The following is a 25108-nucleotide window of genomic DNA, read 5'->3' as shown; positions in this document are numbered from 1 at the left end:
ACTGATTTATGAATGTCTGTACGAAGAAGGGATATGCCGATTTAATGAGTTATCCGATGGAGAATTCAAGAAATTGATACGGAAGAAGTGTAACTATATCAAAAAAATTGCTAGCGAAGGATTTTATTAAAAACAGCTCCACGCCGTATCGGTGGAGCTGTTTTTATGCAATACGGTAGGTGTTCCATCGCTTACTGTTCGCCATGAATAGAAACAAAAAAATCCACCGCCCTTATGCAAGCATTGACTGGCAGATCCTTGGCATGTAGCAAAAACGAGCAGGCCGACTCCATCAATACGAAATCAGCCTGCTCGCCAAATTGGAATTTGTAGCTTAACATTGTTGATATAAACTGCGACAAAAACAATGCTATATTGTACGGCTAAAAAGAAGATGAGGTATGTCTTTGTTTTTACAACGTCTAATAAACTGCTTCTTTATAGACATGCCAAGTCTTTCAGCCACTTTTCTTGAAGCCGTATTCTCCGGTCGAATTTGCGCCGTAATTTCATTTAGATGCAAAATATTAAAAGCATAATCAAAACAAGCAGAAGCGGCTTCAAAGGCATACCCGTTTCCCCAATATGATTTTTGATAAATATAGCCAACTCCGACATAGTTTTCATCATCTGCTTGTTCAGAAATTAACCCGGTCAATCCAATTAACTTATCAGACGCCTTTTCTATTATTGCCCAGTAGCTATAACCGTCCCTATTATATCTCATAATATTTTCGTCAATCCACTGCACTACTTCCTCATCAGAAAAGGCATGTTCCCAAGCATACATGACATCGATGTCCTGCAAAATTGAGCAGACAGAACCCATAGTCCGGATATTCTCCGCACCATAAGCTCCTATTTGTCGTATATACGCAATAGAGCATGATGGGATAGTTTCAATATTCATGTACATTGTATGGTATCCTCTTTCATGACATTGTGACCGATCCTTTTTCACCATACAATGCTTTAAAATGAAATGCAAACTAATTTTAAAAATTTGTATATTTTTACCAATAACATCGCCGCCTTTATGCAGGTATTGTCTGGCATCCGGTGGACGCTCTTATACTGCGATTCTCCGATTTGCTCGGCAGGAAAACTGTCAGCAACCAAAACTTCAGGGATGGCGTCACCCCGTACATATGGAAATACGGGGACAAAATCGAATGGTACGTCTACAAGCCGACTAAGGCGGATTACGACCAGATATCCGATGCCCTCAACGATTACTTTAACGTGTTTCTGGAGCCTTCGCAGGAAATGGAACAGACCGGCCTGAACGAAAACAGCCTGACAATGCGCGGCATGTGAAACAACTTATTTTCGGGAGCTTGCAAAATGACAGGCTCCCATATTTTTTTATCCGAAAGGAGGTGACATCCCGTGTTCATATCAAACAGCTGACCCTGTTCGACTTATACCCAGATATATGGTCTGGGAGAATGTATCCGGAGCTTTCTCCTCCGCAGACGGAGAGGACTTCCGCGCGGTACTGGAGGAAATCTGCAGAATTGCTGACAGCACCGTATCTGTACCTCGATCTCCGTGAGGGGTATGGAAGTCTGCTGGGGCCATATTGGGCGATCAATTCTCACTTGCTTGGAGGGGTATATGACGCTCAATACTGGTCCGTCCCACAAAGGCGCAAAAGAATCTATCTTATCGCAGATTTTGGAGGACACACCGCACCCAAAATATTATTTGAGCAAGACCGCTTGCTTGGGGATTCTGCGCCGGGCGAAGAAGCGCGGCAAGGAGCTGCCTCCTGTTCTGAAGCAGGCGCTGGAGATCCAGGCGGGAGTACAGTCTGTGTAGAAGCTGACAGCGGTCTTATCGCCTTTGCATGCAACCAGCGGGATGAGGTGCGCGATTTGCACGATGTGTCCGGAGCGATTCAAGCTCAGCCGGGCATGAAGTAGCAGACCTTTATTGCCGCCGGTTTCTCGGCCGGTCAAGGAGAGAAGGCTGGAGGAATAAGATATCAGGAGGAATGCGCACCGACCCTGAAGGAGTCGGAAAGCGGCTCCAATATGGTGCCTTCCGTACTGTGCCTTAATGATCAGGGCGGAAGCATAATGAATGTAAGTCACAATATTATAGGTAACGCTTCGCGCTCAGATGGATGGTCACCCGCCTCTCGTTATGGGCAATGAGCCGGAGCTGTTCGAAAATCACGGCATTGACTCACGCTATACAGGTCCCCATGAAGTGGCGCCGACCATGTCCGCCCGGTATGGAACAGGCGGAAATAACGTGCCGCTTATTACACAGAACTCCGTACTGCCTGACGATGAAAGTGACGAACCGGCGTATGAGGAAACCTATTGCATTGCCGGAAATATCATCCCGACCTTTTCATATTTGGCCGGGAATTTCCCGAAAGACAAAAAACGCATGCAAAGGTGCGGACGGTCACGTCCGGATTCCCTTGCACACGCAGGTGTTTCATACTTGTATAGCCATAGCAAAAAGTGTAAAATGTTTTTGTCATGGTGCCGTTTTCGGTTGTGCAGGGTGCTCATATCACCTTACGCAGGGCTGAGATGTTACCGCATTTCAGCCTGCCATGACGTATTTTGTTGTCAGAGAAATCCCGTTAACGTGTATTACACCTCTGAAAGGAAGAAAAGTCAAGACGGTTCTCAGCCAGCCTTTCAGTTGAAACTATCAGCTATTCGAATTCTGAGTAAAAATATAGTATAATATATATACAAGGCGGGTGTTGAAATGAGAGATCTGGAAAAACTAATTGATGAGGTTAACGGCTCAATGTCAATGGAAGGCATGCCGCTAACACAGACCGATAAAGACAGAATCAGACATTGCGCGGGGAATGAAGAACTGGTTGAAAAAACGATAGCCGAACTCATCAAAAAGCACACGGCTGTCATGGACCAAACCCATGAACAGCAATTATGATTATAGTTATGAGTGGGATCAGAGATATTGTTACCCTCATTCCAAGGTGCTTATCAACAAGCTGGGCATTAAGAATGAGGAAAAGCTTCGCATTGCCGAAAGAGAAATAACCTCTTTACGGATTGCCAATGCCAAAATAAGCGTTATTAAAGGCGATTTTGACCTGCTCCATCTAAAAAGGGTTCACAAGTATATCTTCGGTGATATCTACGAATGGGCAGGCGAAATAAGATGGGTAAACATTGCAAAAGGCAATATGTTTTGCAACTATGTGTTTATTGAATCCAATGCCGGTTCGCTTTTCAACAAGCTCAAAAGGGAGAATTATTTGAAAGATGTCTCCAAAGATAAAATCCCGCTCCGCTTGGCGCATTACCTTAGTGAGATTAATGCCCTTCACCCCTTCAGAGAAGGAAATGGCAGGGCGCAAAGACTCTTTATCGAATATCTGGCTGAAAACGCAGGTTATCGTGTAGACTTTTCCCAGGTGACCGACAAGCAAATGATTGAAGCAAGCGCCGCTTCATTTCTGTGCGATTATACGAAAATGGACGAGATTTTCACGGCGATAACCCAACCGCTGCCGGGAAACAACATGACGCAAACTTTCATGGGATAAATTCGAATACACAACTCAGAAAAAGGCAAGTTTCATAAATAAGCGGGGGAGTATTCATTTTGCGAATATTCCCTTTTTATATTTTACCTATATGAAAGCCGTTTGCTTAATTGTATCTATAGAGCAAGCGGCTTTTTTATATCCAAATTCAAGCAGAGGGAAGTGTCTATAGAAGTACTTAGTGGCGAAGGAGGTAGAGTCCCCCACCGAAGAACGATATTCAGCTTTAGCTGGACGAGTTCACTAAGCAACCTTATAAATCAATTTTGTGCAGAAATTGAGAGGACATACTATTCATCCCACAGTATAATTTTAGTCAAAGGAGTCATTACGATGGAATGGTTGGACAGGCTGAATCAGTCAATAAGCTATATTGAGGATAACCTTGCAGGTGAAATAGATTTTGAACAAGCGGCAAAAATTGCTTGCTGCTCGTCCTTTCACTTTCAAAGGATGTTTTCTTATATTGCGAGTGTTTCACTTGCAGAGTACATAAGACGCAGGAGGATGACACTTGCGGCGTTTGAGCTACAAAATAGTGCTATTAAGGTTATTGATTTAGCTTTTAAATATGGATACGATTCTCCAACCTCCTTTTCAAGAGCTTTTCAGAGTATTCACGGATTACCTCCATCCACTGCTAAAAGCGAGGGAGTCATTCTAAAAGCGCATCCACGTATGACCTTCTTAATTTCGATTAAAGGAGAAGCGGAGATGAACTACAGGATTGAGAAAACAGAAGCATTTCGTATTGTGGGAGTCAAAAAGCATTTCAATTTGAATGTGGAAGAAAACTTTGTACAGGTGCCTCAGTTCTGGGGAGAGACCTTCCAAAACGGCATCATTGAACAAATCGGTCAATTGTCAAATAAGGAACCTTATGGGGTATTAGGTGTAAGCATGTGTATGAACGGTAAGGATTTTGATTATTATATTGCTTCCGCCACTGATAAACCGCTTCCCGGGAACATGCACGAATATGTGGTTCCTGCAAGCACCTGGGCAATATTTGAATGCATTGGTCCAATGCCAAATGCCTTACAAGAGCTTCAAAAACGTATTATAACTGAGTGGCTGCCGACATCAGGCTATGAGTATGCAGACGCACCGGACATTGAAGTTTATCCCGAAGGAGATACAAGCTCTCCTGATTACAGATGTGAAGCTTGGCTGCCGATTATAAAGAACTAAGAAATGGAGCTTCTTTATGGGGGATTTAAAACACATAGAAATCAGTTATGAGAGTGCAATGAATAAGCATAAAAGGCGATGCCGTATAGCTGGGATTTAAATATCTATCGGGGATGTGAGCATGGTTGCAAGTATTGTTATGCAATGATGAAAATATAAGAAGGCCTTATTGAGCCTGGTGGAGTGCAGTCTGAGAGGCGATTCAAAATGCTTAAAGTGTTCAGAAAAACAAACGCTTCTGTAGGACTGCAAAAATGAGGAGGATGCCTATGAACTGGGAGCCGTGGACAGGTTGCTACAAAGCAAGTGATGGCTGCACAAATTGCTATTTTTATGGGCCACATGCGAAACGCTATGGCCAAAGCACCATACAAAAAACAGATAAATTCGATTGGCCTATAAGGACAAATGCAAAAGGTGAATACAACATCAAAGGAAACAAGATTCTTGCGACCTGTTTTGCAACCGACTTTTTCCTTCCGGAAGCGGATGAATGACGCAAAGAGGTTTGGTCTATCATCAAGGAAAGAACCGACATCGATTTTTTGATTTTGACCAAGCGAATTGACCGTTTCCTTGTATCCCTTCCATTATTTTTATCCTATCCGATCAAGCGGCGTTTTATCGCCTGCGCTCCACTTTTAGAAGCGATAGATTTAACACTGTATCTTCATGGCGTAGACCATGTTACAGTCGGCGGCGAAACAGGGCGAGAAGCTCGTGAATGTGATTATGATTGGGTGCTTAATATCCGTGAACAGTGCGTAAAAGCAAATGTAACATTTTGGTTTAAAAATACAGGATCGCTTTTCAAACGTGACAGCGTAGTGGAAAAAATAAACCCATTTAAGCAAACCGGTATGGCGAAAGAGCTTGGTATCAATATTTCGGATGGAAAAAGGTGGTTCTGATAGAATAATTCATTTAGTTTTCCGTCACAACGGTAAATAAAAAAAAACGTTATTGTGGCGGCTGAATATTTAGTGCCAAGAACTCTGCGGATATTTTTCCTCATACCACCATTTGCATGACATCAATTCCATCAACTCAAGCCACGTTGAGTGTATAATAATGAAGACATAGGGGGAAGGTTCTTATAGGGCGCAATCGGAAGTTTTGCACGTTGGAAAGGCACAACTGTCAGATATGACTGACAGTTGTGCCTTATTTGATATTCTGAGAAGGCACCGCAAAATTTTTGTTGATTCATGCTGAAATTGAACTATTTCAAGATCTATTATATATTGAAATAGTTATAAAACAAGTAGAGATTCGGATTGAGGAGGCATGGCAGATGAGATTGTTCGTAAGACCGGAGTGGCCTATCACAGCTCTTTGGAGCAGAGGAACAAGGGTAATGACGAAAGAATATGGTGAATTGGTGGACATGGAATCGGGGTGCTGGGCGGCAGTCCTTGGGCATAACCATCCTGATGTGGTTCGGGTGATCCATGAGCAGGTGGATACGTTACTGCATACTCATCAATTCTTTCAAACAGAGCATCCAGAAAAACTTGTGGAGGAATTGACTGAGGCAGCGAATCTACCCACTAAGTACAGTGGCTCCTTCTTATCTTCCGGAAGTGAAGCAGTATCCTTGGCGGTAATGTTGTCTGAGTTACTGACGGGTAGAAGGAAAAAGCTATGCATGAACATCACTTACTTAGGAGCTTGTAAAGATCTAAGGCAGCCAAGGGACAATATGTACTGGGATGATCTTGATGTGACGGGGTGTCTCGGGTGCGGGGAGCTTCGCACTAGGGTATGTAACAAAAGAAGTGATACCAATGAAATCATGAAAGATACTAACGAGAGGAACTGCGCAACTTGTGGGCGTTACAACCATTTGGATTTCAGCCAGTACGCTTCTTTTGTATTTGAACCTGGCAATTCGGGAGGGCTCGTGCTCACGCCACCCGAAAAGCTGTTGAAATTCCTTGCAGGAAAAGTGCGGGCAACAGGTGGTCTGTTGGTGGTGAACGAGGTTACGACAGGATTCGGGCGAACTGGTGAATGGTTTGGGTTCCAACATTATGAGTTTCTGAATGACGAGTCCAATGCGCCTGATCTCATTGCACTTGGTAAAGGTCTTGGCAACGGGTATCCCATCAGTGCTGTCTTGGCGAGGGAGAATCTTGTAATGGCTGAAATGACTTCTATGTGATAAAAAATGCCCAAATATGAAAGATTGTAAGTCAAAGCCATCTAAATACCTTGTGATGTTTATCCTCATCGGTTAACTAGAACTCTCCATTATAACACCAGACTTTTGCCGAATGCTATAATAGGTAAAAGATCGGAGGGGATCTGATTGAATGAATACCTATAAAACAGCAGAAATTGCACACTGCATCGGAATCCATCCCAATACGGTGCGCCTTTATGAGGAGCTTGGACTGATACCCAAGCCTGAACGGGAGCCAAACGGCTATCGAGTTTTCACGGATTTCCATAGGGAGCAATTCAAGTTTGCGAGAACTGCCCTAAAAGTTGAGGTTCTGCAAAATGGCTTACGGAAAAAAGCGATCGACATTATTAAGATTTCAGCCCTTGGAGATTTCGATAGCGCGATTCAGCTTACAGAGAGTTATTTACAGCAAATCAAAAGAGAGCAAAGAAACGCCGAAGAAGCCATTACGATTGCAAAGCAGTCATTTTCACGCAGTAAGCAAGGAGGGGATAGCACCTTTTTTACCAGAAAGGAAACGTCTGACCATCTGCAAATCTCCATGGATGCTCTGAGAAATTGGGAAATGAACGGTTTGCTGACAGTCAAACGAAAGCAAAACGGTTATCGCATGTATACGGACGAAGATATTAGGCTGCTCAAAATCATTCGCTCCCTGCGCTGTGCAAATTATTCCCTTGCAGCTATTTTACGGATGCTGAGTGCGCTATCCAGCAATCCTCAAGCAAATATACGCCAGGTCATTGATACACCAAAAGAAAGTGACGACATCATTTCTGTATGTGATAAACTGCTCACGTCCTTGCAAAATGCCGAAAAGAATGCGCAAAGTATGCTCATTCAGATTGATAAGCTGAAAAAGCAGTTCAAAACAAACCCTACACTTTAACACCAGACTTGGTTCTGGTGTTATTCTTTTTATACAAAGAAAAGAATAAGGAGGGTTCATAGCGTGGAAACAACAATCAAGGTAAATCAATTGAGTAAGTCCTATGCCACTGTTAAAGCAGTCGATAATGTCGACATTTCAGTCTGCCGTGGTGAGGTGTTCGGTTTGCTCGGAGCCAATGGCGCAGGGAAAAGTACCACGATTGAGTGTATTTTAGGTACGAAAAAACAGGACAGCGGAAGAGTTTCTATTTTAGGAATGAATCCGCGAAATGACCGGAAGAAATTGTTCGAGAGAGTCAGTGTTCAATTTCAAGAAGCCAATTACCAAGATAAAATTACGGTAGCCGAGCTTTGCGAGGTCACAAAATCTCTTTACAAAACCTCTTTGGACTACGAGGATTTATTAAAGCAATTTGGGCTTTCGGACAAATTTAAAAGTCAAGTGAGCGAGCTTTCGGGAGGTCAAAAACAACGCCTGTTCATAGTTCTCGCCTTAATTCCGGACCCCGAAGTCGTATTTTTAGATGAACTGACAACGGGACTGGACGCGAAAGCACGACGGGATGTGTGGAAATACCTTTCTGATTTGAAAGCAAAAGGTCTGACCATCCTCTTGACTTCTCATTTTATGGATGAGGTGGAAGCCCTGTGCGATAAAATCAATATCTTAAAGAATGGGAAAAGCATCTTTTACGGAACCGTACAGGAGGCTGTTGCAACCAGCCCTTATGAAAAATTTGAGGATGCCTATCTTTGGTACACGGACGAGGAGGAAAAAGAGAATGAAAGCATTTAGCACCCTGTTCAAAACAGAATTAAAATTGTCTCTGCGCGGTATGGATATGTTTATTTTTGCGATCTGTATGCCGATTGTGATGATAGTTATTCTCGGCATTATTTTTGGAAGCAAGCCCGCTTTTGACGGCGCGGAATACACTTTCTTAGAACAATCCTTCGGGGCAGTGGCAACCATTGCCATATGTGCCGGTGGTGTCATGGGGCTTCCTTTAGTCGTATCCGATTACCGGCATAAGAAAATCTTAAAGCGGTTTAAAGTAACCCCTGTCAGCCCGGCCCTCATTTTGGCGGTGCAGGTTGCCATCTATGCACTCTATTCGGTTGCTTCACTCATCCTTGTTTATGCGGTAGCAACAATTTTCTTTGGCTATCAAATGAGTGGATCGTGGCTCCAGTTCTTAGGTGCATATTTCCTTGTGATGTTATCGATGTTTAGTATGGGACTGCTGGTAGGAGGGGTGGCACCCGACATTAAGACAGCAAGTGTCTTAGCCAGTGTATTGTACTTTCCAATGCTCATCTTCTCAGGTGCCACTTTGCCTTACGAGGTTATGCCTGTGGCTCTTCAAAAAGTAGCCGATATATTACCGCTGACACAGGGCATTAAACTGCTAAAAGCCGCTTCACTTGACTTGCCGATCGATAGTGTTTTGCTGCCCGTTATTATGATGATTGCACTTGCAGTGACATGTATTGGCGTTTCTATTCGCTTTTTCAGATGGGAGTGATCCATTGCTTCTATCAGCAACTTGCAGATAGCCGTTATGAAAAGCCAATAGCAGCAGTTGAAAGTCCGTAAAAATAAATTGTTATCTCTTGAGCCGTCACACCATATGGCGGCTTTTCTTATGGTCTTTAGCCTGATCTCCAACTGGCGCTCCCCGGTTGCAAGCATGTTCTACGACTGCGAGGTTGGGCCAGCGGGATATGACGCGCCGATGGGCAGGATCAATGAGATTTGACGCGGAAGCGGCAATTTAAAATCAAGAACAGTGAAATGGAATACACGCTGGAAAGCTCGGTCAACCTCCAAGACGACATTTTGCAGCGCGAATTGAGCCATACCTCGGATGAAAAGATGGAATCCATTATCTCAACCCTCCAGAAGGAACAGAACTAGATTATCCGAAACGAAAAGGCCGGGACGCTGATCATTCAAGGGGTTGCGGGCTTGAGGCAGAATAGTCATGATGACAGAATTCATTCATAAATATATTCGATTATTAGCAATATGTGATGGAAGCTGTTCTTTCTATCAAAAAAATACGATATCATATTAGGATAATTTTTCATAGATACGAGGGAAAAAATGGATAAAAAATTTCTTCTGGATACAAAGCTGCATATGCCGTCTGTCAGACATAATTATATATGCAGGGATATTCTGAATAAAAAGCTAGATGAGGGACTGGATAAAGAGCATAAACTATTTATTGTTTCCGCTCCGGCGGGATACGGTAAAACAACGCTCATTTCCGGATGGTTAAGTCGGTTGGACTACAACTACACTTGGTTATCCCTGGATGAATATGATAATGATCCTTTAAAATTCATAAGCTATTTGCTCGCGACAGTCCGAAAGATCAATAAAAGGTTCGGAACAATGATAGAGGATTTGATGGCGGCACCAAAGCTGCCGGGAGTGGAAACTGTTAGTTTATATATGGCAAGAGAGCTGGAACAGGTTCAAGAGCCCTTTATTCTGGTTTTTGATGATTATCATGTTATTAATAACGCCTACATCAATGAACTGTTAAAAAAACTGCTTGATTCCATAGCCCCAAGGCTTATTATAATTACTCGCAAGGAACCATCTTTGGCCTTTTCAAGGTGGAGAGTCGAAGACAAAATAACAGAGCTGAATTCCAAGGATTTAAAATTCACAAGTCCAGAGATCAGCGGTTTCTTTAGCAGATATTTTAATTTGGTTTTTGACGATGATATGCTGAAAATCGTTGAAAAGCAGACAGAAGGCTGGGCTGCGGGCATGCAATTAACAGGTTTGTCCATAAAAAATATGGAAAAAGCCCGGGCAAAAAGCTTTATGAAAGAATTTAACGGTAATAATCGGTTCATTGCAGACTACCTAATGGATGAGGTTCTGAAAAGCCAGGAGGAGCAAATCCGTATTTTTCTGAACAGGACCTGTACGTTGAAAAAATTTAACGGAGAGCTCTGTGAAGCTGTAACGGGCATCAAGGACAGCAGAAAAATCATAAAACAGTTGGAAAAGGATAATCTCTTTATCGTACCCTTGGATGACACGTATACTTGGTATAGATATCATCATCTATTCTCTGAATTTTTAAGAATGGGCCTGAATGAGGACCTGAAGGCAGAAATGTGCAGAAAGGCCAGTCTGTGGTGCAGGGAGAACGGATTTACCGAAGCGGCTCTGGAATACGCCTTGGAGGCGAGAGATGGAGAGGCGGCGGCAAGTCTGGTTAAAGATAAGGCAATAGAGCTTTTTCAAAAAGGTGAGTTAAAAACCCTGCTTTCATGGTTGAATTCTGTATCGGCAATAAAGAAGGAAAAGGAAGGTATTCTGGAAGTATATAGAGCCTGGTGCCTGTTGATTACAGGAGAAATTAATGAAGCAAACCAAGTGATCGATAGCTTGGAATATATAGAGGAAAGCAGTAATGATCCGATAATCCTAGGAATGGCAAAGGCATCCGCGCCTTTCAGATATAAAAGTGACGATAAAGAGAAGGCTTTGAAGGATGCAGAAGAAGGCCTTTCACTCGTGAAGGACAAGCAGGAGCTTTTCTATTATGGAGGGTTAATTGCTCTGGGACACGCAAATGGTTTGAACGGACATACCCGAAAAGCGGAAGCCTTGCATGCCAAGGTTCATGAAGGAGCCCGCAGAAAGGGTTACCGCTTCCTGGAGGTGACTTCTCTTCACGATGTGGCATTTTATCTTAATTGTATGGGGAAGAGAAGAGAAGCCCTCGCCTTATGTGAAGGAACCCTTGAAAGATTAACGGATCATGGCGGGAATCATTTGCCCATGGCCAAAATTGTCTATTTGCCTGTGGGGATGCTGCTGTATTGTGCCAATAAGCTGGAAGAAGCGCAAAAGTATCTGGAGGAAGGCATCGCATCATACCAGGAACTGGGCTTTGCTCATTTGGGAGGGCTGGGGGAATGGTATTTAGTATTGTTGCTTTATAGTACGGGAGAAAAGGAAAAGGCTTTCGAAATGGCATATCGATTAAAAGCTTATTACAAAGATTTTATAGCCCATAGAATCACCGTATTTTTTGAAGCATTGGAAATGGAGCTGTTTCTTAGGGAAGGTAATATTGAGAGGGTTTCCATGTGGCTGAAGGAACCGGGAATCACCTTTGATAAGGTATCGGGGATATCGGATATAAACCCCTATTTTACCTACATAAGGGCTTTGATTGCGCAGAAGGATTTCCTCAAAGCCCAGACAGCGCTTGAAGAGAAAGAAGAACTTGTCAGAAAAGAAGGCAGGTATGGAGAGTTAATTACAGTGCTGCTGCTGTCAGCTTTGGTCAAGAAACACCTGGGGAGGGAGGCCGAAGCTCTGGTCTATGTGAGAGAAGCAGTGACAATAGCCGCCCCTGAAGGCTATGCAAGACATTTTATTGATGAGGGAAGCGAGCTTCTGGAACTGGCTTATAAAGTGAGGGGTACAGCTCCGGAATTTATCGATAAATTATTCGGGAAAGAGACAAAAAAAATCTGCGGACATACAGATCTTCTCAGGAAAAGGGAAATAGAGATTCTCCTGCTTATAGCGGAAGGTCTGTCCAATGATGATATTGCTGTAAAGCTTTTCATCACAACCGGAACTGCCAAATGGCATATCAACAACATATTTTCCAAGCTGGGAGTCAATAAGCGCACTCAGGCAGTGGACAAGGCCAGACGGCTTAATATAATCTGCTGAGGTTTATAAATTATTTTAAAAAAGAGAAAAGCCTTACTTTTACCTAACTTTCGACAGGTTAAATGTCAGGCTTTTTTAATTACAATGAAAATAATCGAGAAAATTGTAGAAATTCATATTACTCGATTGAAATTAAACTAAAGGGGAGAATATCATGACAAAATTTTCACACCCATCAAGATGTTTACTCATCTTGGTAATCATCACATTAGTTTTTTCCATGGCAGGTTGCACGAATACTGAGTTTCCAAAGGCAGAAGAAAGCGTAAATGGGTTCTTCAAATCATTAAGCGAAGCTGATTTGAAAACGGCAGAGTCATATTGTGTTTCTGATACCGGTAATTTTACATTTGCTGACCCACAAGAAGAAAAGCTTGCAAAGTTAATCTTTTCAAAAACGAAACATGAAATCGTCTCTTCAGTAGAAGAAGGAGAGACGGCAACTGTTAAAGTCAAGCTAACAAATATAGACCTCCAGAAAATTTTTGAAGAAATAATTGGGAAGGTCATGGATGAAGCGTTTAATTCCGCTTTCGCAGGCGAGGAAATTTCTGATGAAAAAATGGAAGAAAACATGATGAAATATTTGGAGGAAAGTATATCAAAGCCGGATGCTTCCGTTTTGACAAATGAACTTGAGATTACATTGAATAAAGATAAGGCAAAAAAAATGTGGGTGATCCAGGATAACGATACCTTTGTCAATAACCTTACCGGGAATCTTAATGAGATGCTTAGTCAATAAAATACACTTGAATGCTAGGGCAGTTACTTAGCACTTTTTTCGAGAAAGGAGCTGAAAGAGTACCTCAGGCAATAACGTGCAATTTCTTGTCATAACCATTATCCAGCAAATTTTTGATATAACTTGTAGGCGTTAAACCCGAAAGGTTCATAAATTCTTTGATAAAATGGGACTGATCATAATATCCGGCGTCCAAGGCAGTATCCGTGCAGTTAATGCTGTGGATGGAATTAATCAGATTGCTGACTGATTTCTGAAAGCGGATTAAGCGAATAAGGTTTTTGGGGTTCATCCCAAATCCTTCATGGATTTTCTGATTCAGGTATCTCTCCGAATATCCGGTGAAAGCACTCAAATCCGCTAATTTCAGGTTGCCGCCTGAGGTTAGGATAAGATTGCGAAGGACACGCTTTAAGCTGTCCTCATCCTCAATCAGGTTATCATTTTGTTTCACATAGAAATTCATGAAGGCCTGTATTTTCTCTTCAAATGAACCGGCAAAATACATCCTTTCCATCAATCCTTCTTTGTCATCATCATGAGTAATGATATCCCCAAAATCTTCTTCATGGTTGACGAGTTCACTAAGTTTCACAATATCATTAACGGGGTTGATACCGGGTAAAAAACGAACCCCAAAATATTCGCATTCCAAATCAGTGGGGGCCTCTCCTTTTTGAAGAAAGGTCCCGGCGATTTTAGCTTTCATTTTATCAGCCTTTTTCCAGAACAAAATATCAATGCAGGCATCCGGGATGACTCCCATTTTATCCGCTTCCGCAGTAAAGGTATAAAAGTGGGAGATTTTATAGTTCATTAAGCATTTTTTAGAATAAGCTGATGTGGCAAGAACAAATTCCGGCTGTTTAGGATTCAATTCATTAATATTTAATCCTGAGTTATAATTCCTCATAAGGTCAACTCCTCTATAAGAATCAAGGCATGAGCGGTTGTTTTGCCACAAAAAAAAGACACAAAGGGGCTTTCACACCTTTGTGTCTTTTTATATTTTATCCTGTGTGTCGGATAAGGTCAAGAAATACTGGAGTGTTCTGCCCAGGTAAATAATTCCTAAAAATCCTTCTCAACTCATTTCCATCTGAGGAACCGGATTTCGGAATCCTTTCGTGACAGCCAGCAGATACATTAACCCTGCCCCCAACCAGATGAGCCCAATGGTATGGGCGGCCGCTCCCAAATTAATGAAGATCCACACCGTTACAGCCAAGCCGATCAAAGGACAAATCAGATGTTTTAAAACAGCTTTCCCATCTTTTTTGCTTTCTTTATCTTGAATAAAGAATTTCCAGATCACAGCCGCGTTAAGCAGAATGAAGCCAACCAGCGCACCGAAGCTTATCAGTGTGGAAATGAACCCCAGAGAGCAGAAGAGGGCAATGGGGGCAGAAACCAGCCCCACAAAGATTGTGGCAACAGCCGGAGTCTGGTACTTCTCACTGACCTGGCCAAGCTTCTTGGGCAGCACGCCGTCACGGCCCATGGCGAAGAGCACTCTGGCCACGGCAGCCTGAGAGGCCTGACAGGTTGCGATGCCGAAGGATAAAATGAGAGTAATGTTGGTCAAGACGGTAAGCCAGGTGCCGCCCACGAAACTGACAATGTCGATAAAGGCAGTATCCACATTCAGCGCTTCATAGTTGGGATAAGCAATTCCGGCAAAAAAGGTGATGACCATAAAAATGATTCCAATGATGATAATCGACCAAATAATTGCTTTACCAATGGATTTTTCGGGTTTTATGGATTCTTCCGCAAGGGTGCTGATGGCATCGAAACCGAGATAACTCAAAATGACAATACCCGTTGCCTGAAGGACACCCGACATATTAAACTGGGCAGGATTGTAGAAGGAAATGGTGTTAAACTCTACCGTGCCATTCAGCCAAAGGCGGATGACACAGGCGAGAAAGGCCAGGATGACAATGATTTGCAGAGCAAATAAAATCCAACTGCACTTTGACATCAGATCGATACCGATGATATTGATGGTCGTACTGAGCAGTATGAAACCAATGGCCCACATCCATACAGGGATAGAGGGAATCAGAGCGTTGGCAAAGGAACTCCCGATAATCACAACTATAGCGGGAAGCAAAAAATAGTCCAGCAGGATGGCCCAGCCGGTCAGAAATCCAAGGGGAGCAGAAACGCCCTTCTGCACATATACATACACCGAACCTGCCATTGGATATTTTTGCGACATAGTGCGATAACTCATACCCGTGAAGAACATGGCTATCATCCCGATCAAATAGCAAAGGGCGACCATTCCACCGGCGGGTCCCAGAAAAGTTCCATACATAGCGGCTGGTGCCATTGGTATCATAAATACCAATCCATAGATAACTAAGTCTCTTGTTTGCAGCGTCCGCTTTAACGTCGGTTGCATACTGTTTTCCAATTTCATTGACCCAACCTCTTTCTTACATTTTTTATAGTGATATATAAAAAGGGCCCTCCACTTCACAGCAGAGCGCCCTTGCCCATATCTTCGGATTTCTTTTGATAGTTCATACTTAATGTTATAGCAAACCAGAGGAACCTTGCATTGTAAAAATCGGAACTGAACAGGACTTTTATTGGAAGTTCCGATTTTTACAATGCGCAAGGAGGAAAAATCTATAGAATGAAAACATGAAGGACAAAGAAGTCTTGCGATAAAAGCTATCGTAAGGCTTTATTTTTTTAGTCAAGGAGGTAGAGCTATGAAGAGAATCAACTATTCATCCGGAGCACCCTTGGAAGGGAAGGTTGGATACTCCAGAATGGTCAAAGTCGGAGAGCATGTGTACATCGGCGGAACTACGGCAGTGCAGCCGGATGGTTCTGTATATGGGGAAACCGCTTATGAACAGGCCAAATATATTTTCAGCAAGTTTATGGATCTGCTGGAAAGGGCAGAGGCAAAGCCGGAAGATGTCATTAAGATAAAAGCTTATGTGACAGATATGAAATTTGCGCAAGAAACCGGTGACGCCTACTCAGAATTTTTTAAAGAAATAGGCCCTTTGTTTACCATGGTGGAAACTCCAAAATTAAACCGGCCGACACAACTGGTGGAAATTGAATTGGAAGCTGTCATCGGGTGTGAAAGGAATTAAACAAGCTGGTTTGGAAACAAGAGTTCCTTAAGTGAACTCCTTCAGCTAAAGCTGAACATTGAGTCTTTGGTGGACTCTGCCTTCTTCGCCGTTAAGTATTCCTATGGAGAAGGGCGACTTCGGTGATTAAACCCTCCACTGGAGGTTTTAATCACCGAAGCAGAGTACGGGAGCCACTCCCACTTGAAGAAGAGGGAGTCTTACTAAATAAAAAATAGGAGGATTCAAAAAATGGAAAATCCAAATCTTGATTTTATCTATCTGAATGAAGAAGACATGATTAAGGCAGGCGTTACCGAGATGGCAGGCTGTGTAGAAGCCATGGAAGAAATGTTTAAGTTATTAAAAATCGGCGACTACCGCATGGGTGGTGCCAATGCCAATTCCCACGGCGTCATGATGACCTTTCCGGACAGCTCGCCCTTCCCCAACATGCCCACGAATGGGCCGGACCGAAGATTTATGGCCATGCCCGCTTACCTGGGCGGAAAGTTCGATATGGCCGGGATGAAGTGGTACGGTTCAAATGTAGAAAACAGAAAAAAAGGCCTGCCTCGCTCTATCTTGATGCTTACCTTAAATGATAAAGACACCGGCGCTCCTCTAGCGTACATGTCAGCCAATATTTTAAGTGCTTTCCGAACCGGCGCTGTTCCCGGGGTGGGAATCAAATATTTCGCCCGGCCAGACGCCAAAGTAGTGGGGATCATCGGGCCCGGCGTTATGAGCAAAACGGCCTTCGATGCCACCATGGCCACCAGGCCGGGCATTGAGACCGTGAAAGTCAAAGGAAGAAGTCAGAAATCCGTGGACAGCTTCATTCAATATGTGAAAGAAAAATATCCCACAGTCAAAGAGCTGCAAATTGTCCAAAGCGAAGAAGAAGCCGTAAGGGATGCGGATATTGTCAGTATCGCTACCTCCAGTCCCACCGGGGACCCCAGCGTCTACCCTTATGTTCATGAGGACTGGATTAAACCGGGAGCGGTGCTTTGTTGTCCGGCATCCGCCAGATTTGATGATGATTTTATCTTAAACCGCGCCAGAAATGTAGCGGATAATATTCAATTATATGAAGCATGGGCAGAAGAAATGGAATTCCCGGCTTACCATTCGATACCCATTCCTGCCGTACATTGCATGGATTTGATTGCCGAAGGCAGGATGAAGAAAGACCAGATTGATGATTTGGGTGATATATTGATGGGTACGGTTCCGGTTCACAGAAAAGAAAATGAAATCGTTGTCTTTTCCGTGGGTGGCATGCCAATCGAGGATATTGCCTGGGGCACGATTGTCTACCGCAATGCTTTGACCAAAGGAATCGGAACAAAATTGAACCTCTGGAAAACCCCTTATTTAGCCTAAAGAAACTAAGCAATAGGAGTAAATAGTATGAGAATAAAGGAACATCCCATCCTGGGAAAACCACCTGAAAAAAGAACCATTGAATTTACCTGCGACGGGAAAATAATCACCGGTCTGGAGGGGGAGCCCATTGCCATGGCCCTGGAAGCCGCAGGAATATTGATTCACCGGTATACGAAAAAACATCATCAGCCCAGGGGTGTTTTTTGTGCCATCGGGAGATGTACCGACTGTGTCATGGTGGTCAACGGGCAGCCCAATGTCAGAACCTGCATCACGCCTTTAGAAGCAGGAATGAAGGTTCAGACCCAATACGGTGTGTCGGCCAAGGACCGGTAAGAGAGGGATGACAGGATGAAAGAGGGATAAGGATGAAACGATATGATTTAATCATCATCGGTGCCGGGCCGGCCGGATTATCAGCGGCCATCGAAGCTGCCAAACGGGGTATTAAGGTTATAGTTTTTGATGAAAACGCCAAACCCGGCGGTCAGCTTTTTAAACAGATTCATAAATTCTTCGGCTCTAAGGAGCATAAAGCTAAGATCCGGGGCTTTAAAATCGGCGAAGAGTTATTGCAAGAAGCCAATCATTATGGGGTTGAAGTCGTCTTAAAGGCCATTGTTGCGGGCTTGTATCTGGATAAAGAAATCACGGTGCAAATTGGCGACGAAATCCTCCATTATAAAGGGGATGCCATCATTGTGGCAACGGGTGCTTCGGAAAATATGGTACCCTTTGCAGGCTGGACCTTACCCGGAGTTATTGGGGCCGGAGCGGCACAGACCATGATGAACCTGCACAGCATTAAACCGGGCAATCGCGTTCTGATGCTTGGTTCAGGAAACGTCGGTCTTGTGGTAAGCTTTCAGCTTATGCAGGCCGGCTGTGAAGTAGTCGCTCTGGTGGATGCGGCACCCCGGGTGGGGGGGTACGGTGTTCATGCTTCTAAAGTGGCCAGGTGCGGGGTGCCCTTTTATCTTTCTCATACCATTATCAAAGCTGAAGGAGAAGAGTTCGTAACCGGTGTTACCCTGGGTGAGGTGGACAGTTCCTGGCAGATCATTCCCGGCACCGAGAAACATTTGGCTGTAGATACCATTTGCCTGGCCGTTGGTTTGTCCCCTATGTCTCAGTTGCTCAGCATGGCAGGCTGTCAGATGCAAGATACCCCCGGCGGATTCCTTCCGGTCTGCGCTGAAAGCGGCGAAACCAGTATACCCGGAATCTTCGCCGCCGGTGATGTTTCCGGAATTGAAGAAGCGAGTTCCGCTATGATCGAAGGACGAATTGCAGGTCTCGCCGCCGCAGAATACCTGGGCTTCATCACCGGGGAGGAGCTGGAGGGGTTGTCCCGGGAACTGGAAAAGGCTCTGCAATGTTTGCGAGAAGGAATGTTTGCCCCGGAAAACAAAGGCCGGACCATTGCCAAAACCGATGAAGGAATTGAAGTTTCCCACACTCTTCTGAAAAAAGGTTATGTGGATCAGTCGGAAATCCTGCGTTTCCCAGGTGTCAGGAAAGCCTCAGGAATCCATCCGGTGATTGAATGCACCCAGAATATCCCTTGTAACCCCTGTCAGGATGTATGTCTGAAAAAGTGCATAAAAATTGGGGAAAAAATGACCGCTCTTCCCGCCATTGATCCGGAAAGAGAATGCAGCGGCTGCGGACTGTGCGTCGCATCCTGTCCCGGTCAGGCCATTTTTCTTGTCAACGAAGAATACGAACCGGGCCTTGCCTCCATAACCATCCCTTATGAATTTATTCCCCTTCCTGTGGCTGGGGATAAAGGAAAAGCCTTGGATCGAAAGGGTGAGGAAGTGTGTCTGGCAGAGGTCACCACGGTAAGGACTGCCCAGGCATTTGACCAGACGAATCTACTGACCATCCAGGTTCCGGCTGATGCGGCCATGAAGGTCAGATTTTTCCGGAGTTTGGAGGCAGAGCCATGGGTAAAATAAAAGATCGTTTAACCTCTATGGGAGAGTTTGTTCCTCAACCGGATGATGACATGATTATCTGCCGCTGTGAGGAAATCAGCAAAGGAGAAATACGACAAGCAATTCACGACGGGATGTTTACCCTGACGGAAATCCGAAGATTCTTAAGAGCCGGTATGGGACTTTGTCAGGGACAGACCTGCACAAGACTTGTTAAGGGAATGATCGCCAGAGAACTGGGGATATCTCCGCTGGAGGTAGAGTCGACAGCAGCAAGGGCTCCTATGCGTCCCATCAAAATGATCGTTTTGGGAAATGAAGGAAAGGAGTCCTGATAGGTATGGGATATCATGCAGATGTTATTATCATCGGCGGAGGGATCATCGGCAATTCCACCGCCTACTATCTGGCCCAAAAGGGCTGTTCGGTGATCGTTCTGGAGAAAAGCGATGATATAGGCAACGGCGGTTCCAGCAGAAACGGCGGCGGTGTAAGGCAATCAGGGCGTGATAAACGGGAATTACCGTTAGCTATGTATGGGGTAAAGCATTTATGGCCGACTCTTTCCGAAGAATTGGGAATGGACGTGGAATATTACCAGCAAGGAAACCTGCGCCTGGGCAAAACAGAAGCTCATATCAAAACTTTGGCAGGACTTACGGAGAGGGCTGTTTCATTGGGCCTGGATGTAAAAATGATCGATCAGGCAGAGGCCAAAGCTATCAATCCCTATCTCTCTGCTGAGGTCTTGGCTGCCAGTTGGTGTCCCACGGACGGGCATGCCAATCCCATGCTGGCAACCCTGGCCTATTATCGCAAAGCCAGGGAATTGGGTGTCAGGTTCATTACGGGTGAAGAAGTGGCTGAGATTAAGAAAATCAAAGGGAAGGCCAGACAAGTGGTGACAACCGAAGATGTTTATGAGGGTGATACTATTATTTTAGCAGCCGGGTATGACAGCCGGGACATCGCCGCCACTGTCGGTATTGACGTTCCCATGACAGGGGCTTTGCTGGAAGTCCTGGTGACAGAAGCCCAGCCTCCCATGTTTTATCAGATGCTGGGCACGGCGGCGGCTGACTTCTATGGGCATCAAAGTTCCCATGGTTCTTTTGTCTTCGGCGGCACCTCAGGCTTAGAGGCTGTCAATAAGGATAACGGGACTCCGGTTACCAATAGTATCACCGCATCCTGCATTTGCCGGGGGATTATGAACTATTTCCCCTGTCTTGGGGAGGCTAAAATCGTGAGAACCTGGGCCGGCTGGATTGATGTCTGTGTGGATCACGTTCCCGTTATCAGCCCTATTGAGGAGGTACCCGGGCTTATTTTGGCCTGTGCCTTTAGCGGGCATGGCTTTGGGATCGCTCCTACCGTCGGAACTCTGCTGGCTCAGATGGCTGTGGGAGAAGCGCCTGTTCTGGATGTCAGTGACTTTCGCTATGATCGATTTAAAGCTAAACTATAAGAGGATTTACTTGTCTGAGAATCACATGCTAAGCGCCGGTATATGCCGGCGCTTAGTTTGTCTCGCTGCAAGTTAGGCGAAAGTGGCGGCCATTCTTTTGTGCGCCTCACAGTCACACAATCTAGGTGGTTAAAATCCACCCGGTAACTTTTTACCCTTTAAAGTGCCGTAGCCGAAGTAGAGATCCTACCTCCGGTAGGAGAAGGACTGGCAGGGTGTCTCTCCCGCGAGGGAGAATCTGAGACAGGCACCTTCTCACCGGATTGAACACCCAGAGAAGCTGCCATTTGGGGATATATGAAAATGTCCTGAAAAGGTATGAATCAATCTGGTCCAAACTTTAATCCCTTTTTTATAGCGTTTGTAGGACATGTTTTTACACATTCCCCACATCTGATACATTCAGCGCTATTGGGGTTTTTATGAACTTATATGTTGATTTTGCATTTATTTACACAAGTTCTACAATTTGTACACTTTTCTGTATCTGCTTCATATTTATAAAAACTTACTTTATTAAATAGTGAGTAAAATGCTCCTAATGGACATATATATCTGCAAAATTGCCTGTATATAACTATCGATGCCATAATAATGGTAATTAGTATAAACATTTTCCATACAAATAAGTAGCCAAGAGAACTACGTAAGGAGTTATTCATTAAAACTAACGGTAATACCCCCTTCCAGTGTCCCGGCTGGACATATGTATTCGCAAAAATAGGGAGGACTTATTCCAAATTCATTTACTAAAAACATAGGGAATAATATAACAAACAAAGCTAAAATAACATACTTCAAATATTTGAGTATATTGTTCACATTTTTGCTTACTTTAATTTTTTGGAAAGGTATTTTATATAATAAATCCTGGATTAAACCAAATGGGCATAACCATCAACTACTAAGTCTCTAATAATATTTCCTGCACTATCAACAAATAATGTCGTAGGAACTGATGAAATATTTGATAATACATTATTTATAACAGTTTCATCAGGGATGATATTCGTATACTGCACACCTGTTTTTGATATAATAGCCTTAGCTAATGCTTCATTGTCCTCATCAGGTGTATCGGAAACAATCCCAATTAGATTAACCCCCTCGCTCTTAAATTCCTCATGAAGTTCTTGAAGGTCAGGCATTTCTTCTATACATGGCTCGCAATAGGTAGCCCATATATTGATCATTGTGAGTTTACTATTGAGTAGTCTTTCATCTCGATTTGGCCATCGGAAACATGTCTAAACGAAGAAATTGTTCAATGAAAGAAGGGAAATAAAGTTGTATTAATTTTAATATAGTTTAATAAAAGATTAGAGATTGGAGCATGTTTTTAGTAAAAGCCATATTCTGAGCAATGAAAATAATTTTAGATAAGGAGTTATAGTAAAGTGAAGGAAACGACGCGATTTAGAAGGTTTTCAGGAGGGGATAACCTAGTCTTTTCCTTGATAGTTCTAATTCTTATAGGAGTTTTAATTTTTTTATATAATAAAATAGCCTTTATTTTTTATCCTTTGATAGTTGTTTTATCGAGTGTTCTTGCACCGGTCATCATAGCAATAGTTATGTATTATCTATTTAACCCCTTAGTGAATTGGTTAGAGAAACATAAAATAAAACGTATTTGGGGTATTATCTTACTATATTTAGCAGTGATCGCGTTGCTTACAGGTTTGATAGTTTTAATTGTCCCAGTTATTCAAGTGCAAGTGACTAGTTTTGTTGAGGATTTTCCAGGTTATGTAGACACACTTTCAAATAAATTTAATCAATGGAGCGCATATTCTATATTCGAACCTACAATTAATAGTGCAACTAAATGGTTTTACGAATTCATAAGAGATGTACCGGGTAATATTGTTGATAATTTAAGTACAACGGCAGATGGTATTTCAAATGTCGTGTCATCAGTATCTAAAGTTGTTATTACATTAGTAATATTTCCAATTTTTTTATTTTTCTTATTAAAAGATGATAAGAAATTTATCCACTATGCAATAAAAATTGTACCACCTAAGTTCAGAAGTGATTTCATAATTGTTTTTACTAACATTAATGAGCAAGTTGCTTCGTATATTAAAGGTCAATTAATTGTATCAATCTGTATAGGGTTCTTGATGTACATCGGATTTGTGATTATCGGACTAAATCATGCAGTAATAATAGCATTAGTTGCTGCTGTCACCTGTATAGTACCTTACATTGGTCCTGCTATTGCTTTCATTCCTGCACTGATCATCGCTGTAATCCACTCACCATTTATGTTATTTAAATTGTTAGTAGTATGGATTGTGGTTCAAACCCTTGAAGGTCAGTTTGTGTCTCCAAATATTATGGGCAAATCTCTAAACATACATCCACTAACAATTATCATTGTTTTACTGGTCATGGGTGAGTTACTAGGTGTTGTTGGATTGATTTTTGGGATTCCAATATATGCTATTATCAAAGTGCTTGTTTCTTTTATTTTCCAAAAAATAAAAATGCGTTATAACCAATACTATGGTGAAGATGCAGGAGAATATGAAATTCAGACATTTGAAAAAGATTGAAGATAGAAATTCTCAAGAGAGTTTCAGTTGCGCGGATAACTACTCCAAACCTGCTCGACCTTTATTCAAGGTCGGGCATTTTTGGAATTACCCGGTCGATGAAGCTGGAAAAAATTAAAACCGCAGTCAATCGTCTGCAAGATTTTTCGGAGTCAGGAAATATACTAAGATATTCAATTTTGAAAAAGCAGGGTTATAGAGTAATTATTGTTGAAAGACATCTTGTATTTTATAAATTTAATATGGAAGAGAAGACAGTGATTATATAGGCCATTGTAGATGGAAGAAGAGAATACCGTAATTTAATATAAGCTATTCCGTCAATAAAAAGTAAGTTAGAATGAGCAATTTTATGCCAAATGGTATGAAAAACCCCGCGGGTGTATTTTCAAACGAAGATACCCCGTTTTTCTTATATTTTTCGAAGACTGAGAATTGTAATAACAATTCTAGAAATTGTCGGTAGAATATTGGAAAATCTTATAAACCCACTTGACAGGATAGATTATCCAGTATTAAACTGAACATGTACGAAACAAGTTCAACAACATGTAAAGGAGTAATCCGATGTCAGAAAGTGAAGCAAAGGAAAAGATCATGTCAGCCGTACGCGAGCTGCTTGCGGAGAGTTGTCCCGTCGGAGATATCACCGTCCGCAAAATTGCCCAGCGGGCAGGAGTGGGGATTGGGACGGTCAGCTATCATTTTCATTCCAAGGATAGGCTTGTCTATGAAGTAATAGCAGCCCAGATGTCTGATCTGGCGGGAGGTTTATCCCCAAACGCAGGCGAGGGGACTCCGCTTGAGCGGCTTCGGAGGTTTTTCAGTCGAACTGTCGAGCTGGCGCTCAAATACAGCGAAATTTTCAAAGCCCAGCTCTCCTACGAAATCGTTAACAGCGATATGAGTATCTGTTATTTCATTACGCCCCTTCTGAAGGAGCACTTCGGCAGTTCCAAAAGTGATCTGGAAATTAAGGTCACAGCGCTCCAGATGATTGTGGTCATGCAGGTGATCCTCCTGAAAATGGAGGAATTTCAGCGTTATACCGGCGTAAACATTCGAGACGTCAAACAAAGGGAAGAAGCTCTGGACGCCATACTCAGTACGGCTGTTCAAGTCACAGGAAGGAGGATATAGATGAGAACGACACACATTATTCTGTCCTTTATTTCTTTACTGCTGGTTGGATCCACTCTGATTTGCGGGTTCTGGATTCACACCAGCAAGAATGTTACCGATATGGCAAGCTCTGTTAATTTCCACATGATGCTCGCGGTAGCGACAGCTGTAGTGGTGCTGGCAACCACGATTTTGGCATTAATTCGTTCGTAAGTAAATTCTAAGTTAATATAATTGTTTGATGA

The 25108-nt window shown here is 43.1% G+C and carries 26 protein-coding genes and 3 pseudogenes; 22 read left to right on the top strand and 7 right to left on the bottom strand.

Annotation, left to right across the window (positions count from 1 at the left end; all coding sequences use genetic code 11):
- Positions 1 to 370: 370 nt before the first annotated feature.
- Positions 371 to 916: a GNAT family N-acetyltransferase gene (locus LJE72_RS21340; protein ID WP_229250005.1), complete on the bottom strand. Its 546-nt coding sequence runs from the start codon at positions 914 to 916 to the stop codon at positions 371 to 373.
- Between the two features lie 143 nt (positions 917 to 1059).
- Here LJE72_RS21340 and LJE72_RS21335 point away from each other — a divergent pair, with 143 nt between their 5' ends.
- From LJE72_RS21335 to LJE72_RS21270, 12 genes and pseudogenes are all read left to right on the top strand, one after another.
- On the top strand, positions 1060 to 1317 hold the full coding sequence (locus LJE72_RS21335) for a hypothetical protein (RefSeq protein WP_229250004.1): 258 nt from the start codon (positions 1060 to 1062) through the stop codon (positions 1315 to 1317).
- An 82-nt stretch (positions 1318 to 1399) separates the two neighbouring features.
- Positions 1400 to 2379: pseudogene (locus LJE72_RS21330) on the top strand (DNA cytosine methyltransferase); the annotation flags it as partial.
- Between the two features lie 354 nt (positions 2380 to 2733).
- On the top strand, positions 2734 to 2925 hold the full coding sequence (locus LJE72_RS21325; RefSeq protein WP_088224590.1) for a hypothetical protein: 192 nt from the start codon (positions 2734 to 2736) through the stop codon (positions 2923 to 2925).
- Entirely contained in the window at positions 2909 to 3544 is a 636-nt protein-coding gene (locus LJE72_RS21320) for a Fic/DOC family protein (protein ID WP_229250003.1), read from the top strand. Before LJE72_RS21325 ends, LJE72_RS21320 begins: the two co-directional genes overlap by 17 nt.
- A 333-nt stretch (positions 3545 to 3877) precedes the next feature.
- On the top strand, positions 3878 to 4735 hold the full coding sequence (locus LJE72_RS21315; protein WP_229250002.1) for an AraC family transcriptional regulator: 858 nt from the start codon (positions 3878 to 3880) through the stop codon (positions 4733 to 4735).
- A gap of 269 nt (positions 4736 to 5004) precedes the next feature.
- Positions 5005 to 5646 (top strand): annotated as a pseudogene (locus LJE72_RS26595) (DUF5131 family protein).
- 383 nt (positions 5647 to 6029) lie between these two features.
- Entirely contained in the window at positions 6030 to 6899 is an 870-nt protein-coding gene (locus LJE72_RS21300; protein ID WP_229250001.1) for an aminotransferase class III-fold pyridoxal phosphate-dependent enzyme, read from the top strand.
- A 151-nt stretch (positions 6900 to 7050) separates the two neighbouring features.
- Positions 7051 to 7812, top strand: a complete 762-nt coding sequence (locus LJE72_RS21295) for a MerR family transcriptional regulator (protein WP_229250000.1) — start codon at positions 7051 to 7053, stop codon at positions 7810 to 7812.
- A gap of 63 nt (positions 7813 to 7875) precedes the next feature.
- Complete coding sequence (locus LJE72_RS21290; protein WP_229249999.1) at positions 7876 to 8610, top strand: ABC transporter ATP-binding protein; 735 nt, start codon at positions 7876 to 7878, stop codon at positions 8608 to 8610.
- Positions 8597 to 9340 (top strand): ABC transporter permease, encoded by a 744-nt coding sequence (locus tag LJE72_RS21285; RefSeq protein ID WP_229249998.1) that lies wholly within the window; start codon positions 8597 to 8599, stop codon positions 9338 to 9340. The genes LJE72_RS21290 and LJE72_RS21285 overlap by 14 nt, the downstream gene beginning before the upstream one ends.
- Before the next feature lie 581 nt (positions 9341 to 9921).
- Entirely contained in the window at positions 9922 to 12534 is a 2613-nt protein-coding gene (locus LJE72_RS21275; protein ID WP_229249997.1) for a LuxR C-terminal-related transcriptional regulator, read from the top strand.
- Between the two features lie 154 nt (positions 12535 to 12688).
- On the top strand, positions 12689 to 13279 hold the full coding sequence (locus LJE72_RS21270) for a DUF5105 domain-containing protein (protein WP_229249996.1): 591 nt from the start codon (positions 12689 to 12691) through the stop codon (positions 13277 to 13279).
- Positions 13280 to 13343: 64 nt separating this feature from the next.
- Here LJE72_RS21270 and LJE72_RS21265 read toward each other — a convergent pair whose 3' ends face one another.
- On the bottom strand, positions 13344 to 14192 hold the full coding sequence (locus LJE72_RS21265) for a helix-turn-helix domain-containing protein (protein ID WP_229249995.1): 849 nt from the start codon (positions 14190 to 14192) through the stop codon (positions 13344 to 13346).
- Positions 14193 to 14363: 171 nt separating this feature from the next.
- Positions 14364 to 15767: an APC family permease gene (locus LJE72_RS21260; RefSeq protein ID WP_229249994.1), complete on the bottom strand. Its 1404-nt coding sequence runs from the start codon at positions 15765 to 15767 to the stop codon at positions 14364 to 14366.
- Between the two features lie 238 nt (positions 15768 to 16005).
- On the opposite strand from LJE72_RS21260, the gene LJE72_RS21255 reads away from it, so the two are divergent.
- The 6 genes from LJE72_RS21255 (at position 16006) to LJE72_RS21230 (ending at position 21180) form a co-directional block, all read left to right on the top strand.
- Positions 16006 to 16401 carry a Rid family hydrolase gene (locus LJE72_RS21255; RefSeq protein WP_229249993.1) on the top strand — a complete coding sequence of 132 codons (396 nt, stop codon included), beginning with the start codon at positions 16006 to 16008 and terminating at the stop codon, positions 16399 to 16401.
- A gap of 231 nt (positions 16402 to 16632) precedes the next feature.
- Positions 16633 to 17769: a tyramine oxidase subunit B gene (locus LJE72_RS21250; RefSeq protein ID WP_229249992.1), complete on the top strand. Its 1137-nt coding sequence runs from the start codon at positions 16633 to 16635 to the stop codon at positions 17767 to 17769.
- A 27-nt stretch (positions 17770 to 17796) separates the two neighbouring features.
- Positions 17797 to 18108, top strand: a complete 312-nt coding sequence (locus tag LJE72_RS21245) for a (2Fe-2S)-binding protein (RefSeq protein WP_229249991.1) — start codon at positions 17797 to 17799, stop codon at positions 18106 to 18108.
- 32 nt (positions 18109 to 18140) lie between these two features.
- Complete coding sequence (locus LJE72_RS21240; RefSeq protein WP_229249990.1) at positions 18141 to 19733, top strand: FAD-dependent oxidoreductase; 1593 nt, start codon at positions 18141 to 18143, stop codon at positions 19731 to 19733.
- Complete coding sequence (locus LJE72_RS21235; RefSeq protein ID WP_229249989.1) at positions 19721 to 20047, top strand: (2Fe-2S)-binding protein; 327 nt, start codon at positions 19721 to 19723, stop codon at positions 20045 to 20047. The genes LJE72_RS21240 and LJE72_RS21235 overlap by 13 nt, the downstream gene beginning before the upstream one ends.
- A gap of 5 nt (positions 20048 to 20052) precedes the next feature.
- Positions 20053 to 21180: an NAD(P)/FAD-dependent oxidoreductase gene (locus LJE72_RS21230; protein WP_229249988.1), complete on the top strand. Its 1128-nt coding sequence runs from the start codon at positions 20053 to 20055 to the stop codon at positions 21178 to 21180.
- Positions 21181 to 21503: 323 nt separating this feature from the next.
- Here the strand turns inward: LJE72_RS21230 and LJE72_RS26855 are convergent, their stop codons facing one another.
- From LJE72_RS26855 to LJE72_RS21220, 4 genes and pseudogenes are all read right to left on the bottom strand, one after another.
- The gene (locus LJE72_RS26855; RefSeq protein ID WP_396391661.1) at positions 21504 to 21578 is read right to left on the bottom strand and encodes a 4Fe-4S binding protein; all 75 of its coding nucleotides are present in this window, start codon (positions 21576 to 21578) and stop codon (positions 21504 to 21506) included.
- A gap of 30 nt (positions 21579 to 21608) precedes the next feature.
- Positions 21609 to 21770: a 4Fe-4S binding protein gene (locus LJE72_RS26850; protein WP_396391659.1), complete on the bottom strand. Its 162-nt coding sequence runs from the start codon at positions 21768 to 21770 to the stop codon at positions 21609 to 21611.
- A 64-nt stretch (positions 21771 to 21834) separates the two neighbouring features.
- The gene (locus tag LJE72_RS26845; RefSeq protein WP_396391657.1) at positions 21835 to 22056 is read right to left on the bottom strand and encodes a hypothetical protein; all 222 of its coding nucleotides are present in this window, start codon (positions 22054 to 22056) and stop codon (positions 21835 to 21837) included.
- A pseudogene (locus LJE72_RS21220) lies at positions 22056 to 22376 on the bottom strand (TlpA disulfide reductase family protein); the annotation flags it as partial. The pseudogene LJE72_RS21220 and the gene LJE72_RS26845, both read right to left, overlap by 1 nt.
- 201 nt (positions 22377 to 22577) lie before the next feature.
- On the opposite strand from LJE72_RS21220, the gene LJE72_RS21215 reads away from it, so the two are divergent.
- The 4 genes from LJE72_RS21215 to LJE72_RS21200 all read left to right on the top strand — a co-directional run bounded on the left by LJE72_RS21215 (position 22578) and on the right by LJE72_RS21200 (position 25076).
- Positions 22578 to 23741, top strand: coding sequence for an AI-2E family transporter (locus LJE72_RS21215; protein ID WP_229249986.1), 1164 nt, complete (start codon positions 22578 to 22580; stop codon positions 23739 to 23741).
- 98 nt (positions 23742 to 23839) lie between these two features.
- A complete protein-coding gene (locus LJE72_RS21210) occupies positions 23840 to 24010 on the top strand; it encodes a type II toxin-antitoxin system RelE/ParE family toxin (RefSeq protein ID WP_229249985.1) in 171 nt (56 codons plus the stop codon).
- Positions 24011 to 24308: 298 nt separating this feature from the next.
- Positions 24309 to 24881: a TetR/AcrR family transcriptional regulator gene (locus LJE72_RS21205; protein WP_229249984.1), complete on the top strand. Its 573-nt coding sequence runs from the start codon at positions 24309 to 24311 to the stop codon at positions 24879 to 24881.
- Complete coding sequence (locus tag LJE72_RS21200) at positions 24882 to 25076, top strand: hypothetical protein (RefSeq protein ID WP_229249983.1); 195 nt, start codon at positions 24882 to 24884, stop codon at positions 25074 to 25076.
- The last annotated feature ends 32 nt before the right edge of the window (positions 25077 to 25108 follow it).

The sequence above is a fragment of the Desulfosporosinus shakirovi genome, from assembly GCF_020595055.1.
Taxonomy (GTDB): Bacteria; Bacillota; Desulfitobacteriia; order Desulfitobacteriales; family Desulfitobacteriaceae; genus Desulfosporosinus; species Desulfosporosinus shakirovi.
The sequence above is the reverse complement of the archived record's forward strand: the minus strand, read 5'-3'. Positions and strand labels throughout refer to the sequence as shown.